Origin of the sequence: Lacticaseibacillus pantheris DSM 15945 = JCM 12539 = NBRC 106106 (assembly GCF_001591865.1) — a bacterium.
Classification (GTDB): Bacteria; Bacillota; Bacilli; order Lactobacillales; family Lactobacillaceae; genus Lacticaseibacillus; species Lacticaseibacillus pantheris.
In genome coordinates, this window is the sequence record NZ_BCVS01000139.1 from 1 (window position 1) to 5,010 (window position 5,010).

The 5,010-nt window shown below is 54.2% G+C and carries 4 protein-coding genes and 1 pseudogene; 3 read left to right on the plus strand and 2 right to left on the minus strand.

Going from position 1 to position 5,010, the window contains the following annotated elements:
* Positions 1-501: 501 nt before the first annotated feature.
* On the plus strand, positions 502-813 hold the full coding sequence (gene trxA / locus LPA02S_RS10620) for a thioredoxin (RefSeq protein ID WP_054650535.1): 312 nt from the start codon (positions 502-504) through the stop codon (positions 811-813).
* A gap of 501 nt (positions 814-1,314) precedes the next feature.
* On the opposite strand, the gene LPA02S_RS10625 is transcribed toward trxA, so the two are convergent.
* On the minus strand, positions 1,315-1,785 hold the full coding sequence (locus LPA02S_RS10625) for a DUF2507 domain-containing protein (protein WP_054650537.1): 471 nt from the start codon (positions 1,783-1,785) through the stop codon (positions 1,315-1,317).
* Positions 1,786-1,954: 169 nt separating this feature from the next.
* Between LPA02S_RS10625 and racE the strand changes: the two are divergent.
* Both racE and LPA02S_RS10635 read left to right on the plus strand, forming a co-directional pair.
* Positions 1,955-3,415, plus strand: a pseudogene (gene racE / locus LPA02S_RS10630) (glutamate racemase); the annotation flags it as partial.
* 89 nt (positions 3,416-3,504) lie between these two features.
* Complete coding sequence (locus LPA02S_RS10635; protein ID WP_054650539.1) at positions 3,505-4,029, plus strand: metallophosphoesterase family protein; 525 nt, start codon at positions 3,505-3,507, stop codon at positions 4,027-4,029.
* A gap of 58 nt (positions 4,030-4,087) precedes the next feature.
* Here LPA02S_RS10635 and LPA02S_RS10640 read toward each other — a convergent pair whose 3' ends face one another.
* Positions 4,088-4,822: an MIP/aquaporin family protein gene (locus LPA02S_RS10640; RefSeq protein ID WP_056957020.1), complete on the minus strand. Its 735-nt coding sequence runs from the start codon at positions 4,820-4,822 to the stop codon at positions 4,088-4,090.
* Positions 4,823-5,010: the final 188 nt, after the last annotated feature.

Below are 5,010 nucleotides of genomic sequence, written 5' to 3' on the forward strand. Positions count from 1 at the left end.
GCAGCTCGTTTCCATAAGCACAGGTACCGAGGGAGCGAGGTGGCATTAGCCCGCTAATGTAACGTCAAGCCCGGGTTTGGCTTCATTGCCGTAGCGGGTTACGCGCAAGTTTCTGCGGGGCGCAGCTCGTTTCCATAAGCACAGGTAACGGGGGAGCGAGGTGGCATTAACCCGCTAATGTAACGCGGAAAGGCCCGGTTTTGGCCTTTTGGTTAGAGTTGCTTATGCGGCGTCTTCTGGCCTGCGCAGCTCGTTTCCATAATCACAGGTACCGAGGGAGCGAGGTGGCATTAGCCCGGCAATGTGACGCGGAAAGGCCCACACTTGGCCTTTCATTGGTAGTAACGTATACCTCCTCGCTAGGGGCTTTGATAAATTCCTCCCAGCACGCCCCGCTCTGCCCTGCTACAATAAAATTATCCCCAAGCACCACCCATCACTTTACAATGTTGGTGTAGACGCATATAATTAGCTTACAAAAGGTAAGAGGAGTGTGATAGCATGGTTAAGGCAATTACTGACGATAACTTTACTACCGAAACTGGTACGGGTGTTACTCTAACCGACTTCTGGGCAACTTGGTGTGGCCCTTGTCGGATGCAGTCACCGGTGATTGAGAAGCTGGAACCAGAAATGCCGGACGTTAAGTTCACCAAGATGGATGTGGATGCAAATCCAGATACACCAAAGGAATTCGGTATTATGGCCATTCCTACTTTGCTGGTCAAGAAGGACGGCGAAGTGGTTGAACGGATCACGGGTTACCACACTGGCGACCAGTTGTCAGATATTTTGAAGAAGTACACCGCGTAGTAAAGTTAATATGCGTGCAAAAAGCATCCTTTAGGGGATGCTTTTTGCACGCATAATTTGTAACCTTTAAAATGCAAACTTACATTGAGAACACACTTAAGAATCGTTATTTAGTAGTAATAGGTTGCTGCTATTGCCATTCAGTTAGTCATGGGATGCCCATAAGTGGCGGGGTATACGATCAGTAGTGTACAGATTGATGGTGTTGTGCATTTGACTGATAGAAACTAGGCTAACAGAGTAAGTATTACTTGATTTGAGCGTTCACACAGAGTAATTGACGTGTGGGCGTTTTTGCGTTGGGTTGAATTAGGAAAAATTGCTTGAAGAATGCACCCAAATACCCGGTAGTTGAATTTTTGGAGGTGAATTAAGCGTTCGGTTGCTGATTTATTAGTAGTATAGTGGACCGGGAATGTCGTGTTGCTCCGCCAAGGGTGTGCATGTGAAAGCTGCCTTCTCCGCTCTCTGCCTTGCCCCACTCCTCATCCAGGTTTACAATTAAGACTTCCTAGTTGATAAATCGTTATAGAAGGGCTGCTCCTCACCGGGGTCAATGCTCAGTGTCAACGTCACGTTGTCGCGGTGGTTCTCACTGGCGCCCTCCACAGTGTGGCCCAACGCCTGTTGCAATAATTGGGCCAGGAAGCCCGCCTCTAAACGGAAGTCGGCCGTGTTGCCGCGCAGGCTGAGGCGCTGACTGACCACCGGCCCGCCGAGTGTGTATGTACGCAACTTTGTCTTAATCTTATCGGGTTTCAACTCGCCGAACCCCATCGATGCAAAGGTGGTGCTGATTTGTTCCTCCGGCACGTTGAGGTGTGCCGCCAGGCTCCGACCGGCAAAGTATAAAATACCGTCGGCGCGTTCTCCCAAAAGTTCCGGGAGCATTACGTCCCGCAACAAGATCTCGCCCGCCAAGAGTTGTTGATCGGCATTTTGAAGTAATTCTAAGTATTGTGCGTCAGCCATTGTGGATCCTCCTCGTTTATCTACCCCAGTATACCGAACTGCCGCCGTAAAAGCAGTAGTCCGTAATCGTATTTTTAACATTAAGCGGGTCGGTTAACGGTTGAATTTCTGGTGGTGGCGGGCAACAATGGTAGTAGTGAGAATTCATTTAGCGAAGGTGGCAAAGATGATGGATGCAACGGCACCAATTGGTTTCATTGATTCTGGCGTGGGTGGCCTGACCGTGGTCCGTGAGGCCCTACGGCAGTTACCCCACGAAAACGTCATGTTTTTGGGCGATCAGGCGCGCCTGCCTTACGGGCCCCGTCCGGCCGCCCAGGTGCGGTCCTTCACCTGGCAAATGGTGAATTATCTGCGGGCACAGCACATCAAGGCGCTGGTCATTGCGTGCAACACCGCCACGGCCGCAGCCTGGCGTGACGTACAGGCACAGCTCGATATTCCCGTTATTGGTGTGATTGTGCCGGGGGCCCGTGCGGCCGTGAAGGTGACAACTGCCGGACGTATCGGCGTGGTGGCCACCGAGGGTACCGTAGCCAGCGGCGCGTACGATGCGGCTATTCACCAACAAAATTCGGCGTTGACCGTGCACAGTATGGCGGCCCCCAAGTTTGTTTCTTTGGTTGAAAGCAACGAGTACAAGTCCGACCTAGCGCGCCGCGTGGTCGCAGATACCTTGGCACCGTTGGCCGCAGAACATCCCGATACTGTCATTATGGGGTGCACGCATTACCCGCTACTGCGGCCGTTTATCCAGGCGGCTTTGGGCGACGACGTGACCCTCATTGATCCTGGTCGGGAAACGGTGGTGGAATTGGCCACCGTGCTCGATTATTTAGGGTTGGCTAACCGCGGCGATCACGATGGCGACCGTAGCTTTTACACGACGGCCAGCCCGACCATGTTTGCCGACATTGCTAGCGATTGGCTCGGACTGGATGACCTGCACGCGCAACACGTGAATATTGAGGGCCAACCGGACCACTTTGTTCCGGATGCCGAGCTCAATGGGGCGGTGGACAAAACTCCCGAGTCCGGGCAGTCAAAGACGCTGGTCGTCGCCTCGAAGAATCCGGGTAAGGTGCGCGAGTTCGTTGATTTCTTTGCTCCCCGCGGTATCACGGTTCGTAGTTTGGCGGATTTTGATGATTTGCATACCGTTAACGAGACCGGCACCACCTTCCTTGAAAACGCCCGGTTAAAGGCACACGGGTACAGCGAGGCGCTGGGGTTACCCGTTATTGCGGACGACTCCGGCCTGATGGTGGATGCCCTCGATGGCGCGCCGGGTGTGCTGTCTGCGCGGTATGCCGGTGACCACAACGACGCCGCTAACAATGCAAAGATGCTTGCGAACCTCGCCGGGGTGCCAACTGAGCGCCGGACGGCCCATTTCCACACCACGTTAGTCTGGGTGGACCCAGAACGACCCCACGACGACGTGGAGGTTGATGGGGAAGTTAATGGCCGCATCACCGTGATTCCAGCGGGGGATAACGGCTTTGGTTACGACCCGTTTTTCTACATTCCCGAGCAGGGGCAAACCATGGCGGAAATGTCTCCCGCCGAGAAGAACCGTTTTAGTCATCGCGGAAACGCGCTGCGTGAGTTAGCCAAGTTGATGGATGCCCAGCCGGAGCGTTTTGGCATGCCGGATGCTAAAGAGCGGACCAACAATGGTAGTGACCCGCGGATGAACGAAGACCTGGAGGAAGAATAGTGAAAATTCTGGTGGCAAGTGATACGCACGGTGATGCGCTGGTGTTGCAGGAGTTACTAACGGAATATCCGCACATGGACGGCTACTTTTACTGTGGTGATTCGGAACTCCGGGCGAGTGATCCGGTCTTTGATACTTGGCGCGCTGTTCAGGGCAACATGGATTTTGATCCAGGCTTTCCGATGACGCTAACGGTTCCCGTGGGGGCGCACACGGCATTTATGGCCCATGGGCACAAATATGCCGTCGGTTGGCGGCGGGATGAGTTGGTCGCCGCCGGGGTGGCTGCCGGGGCGGATATCATTTTGTACGGTCATACCCACGTCGCGTTGGCCGAGGTCCATCAGAATGTTCTGGTGGTTAATCCCGGCAGTATTAGCCAACCACGTGGCGACCTGGCACCGCTGGGGGGGATGTACGCGGTGGTCACGGTTGATGATGATGGGCGCCGGGTAGAATACGGCACCCGGACGCGCGGACTGATACCGAAGCTCACACGCACGTTTCCCGTTGGGTCGGAATGATACTATGTATACAAAAACCTGGTAGCAATTACGCTACCAGGTTTTTATGTGGGGTGTATTACTTCATAAATACGCCTTTGTACAGAAGAATGGCACAGATGCTGGCCAAAGTTGGTGCCAGCACTGGTACCCATGAGTAGCCCCAGTCGGAACTGCCTTTGTGCTTCAGGGGCAGAAGGGCATGCACGATGCGGGGACCGAGGTCACGGGCCGGATTCAAAGCGGGGCCGGTGGGACCGCCGACACTAGCAACCAGCGTTAACACGAGGAAGCCCAGTGCGAGGTGGGCGGTACCCAGGTTGTTCTGGAAGAACGGCGCCTTGGTAATTCCCAGCGCGCCGAAGAACAGGATGAACGACCCCACAAACTCGTTGACAAAGCCGTTGAGCTTGCTCTTGCTGGCACTGATGGTGCTAAACGTGCCCAGGATGTGCTGTGGGTTGGTGGTCATGTCGTAGTGGGGCTTGTACGCCGCCACGACTATCAGCTGGCCCACGATGGCACCGGCGAATTGCACCAAAATGTAGGGGAGCACTTCACTCCAACTGAAGAGTCCGGCTACGGCCAAGCCAATCGTAAACGCTGGGTTGATGTGGTTCCCGGAGATGGAACCGAACAGCAACGCGGGGATCATGACCCCGCAGCCGTAACCAAAGGCGATGACGAGCCAATCGGAGCCGTTCCCCTTGGTACCTTTGAGATCCACGTTGGCTACCGAGCCGTTGCCCAAAATCACCATGATTGCCGTACCAATGAATTCGGCAATCAGGCGCGTTCCTAATGCATATGTCACAAGAAAATCCTCCTTGGAGTCGTTAAGTAAATAGTTAATATCTTATGTAATGATTCGCAAACTTTAATAGTGTACCAGAATTTGCGGTTGGTGTCATGCCCGTACAAAATATTGGCCAATTTGCGTTGGTTAGTCCCGGTTGGCGGCGTCGGTCGGGCCGGTGAGCTGCGGCTTTCGTGGGGCGCTCC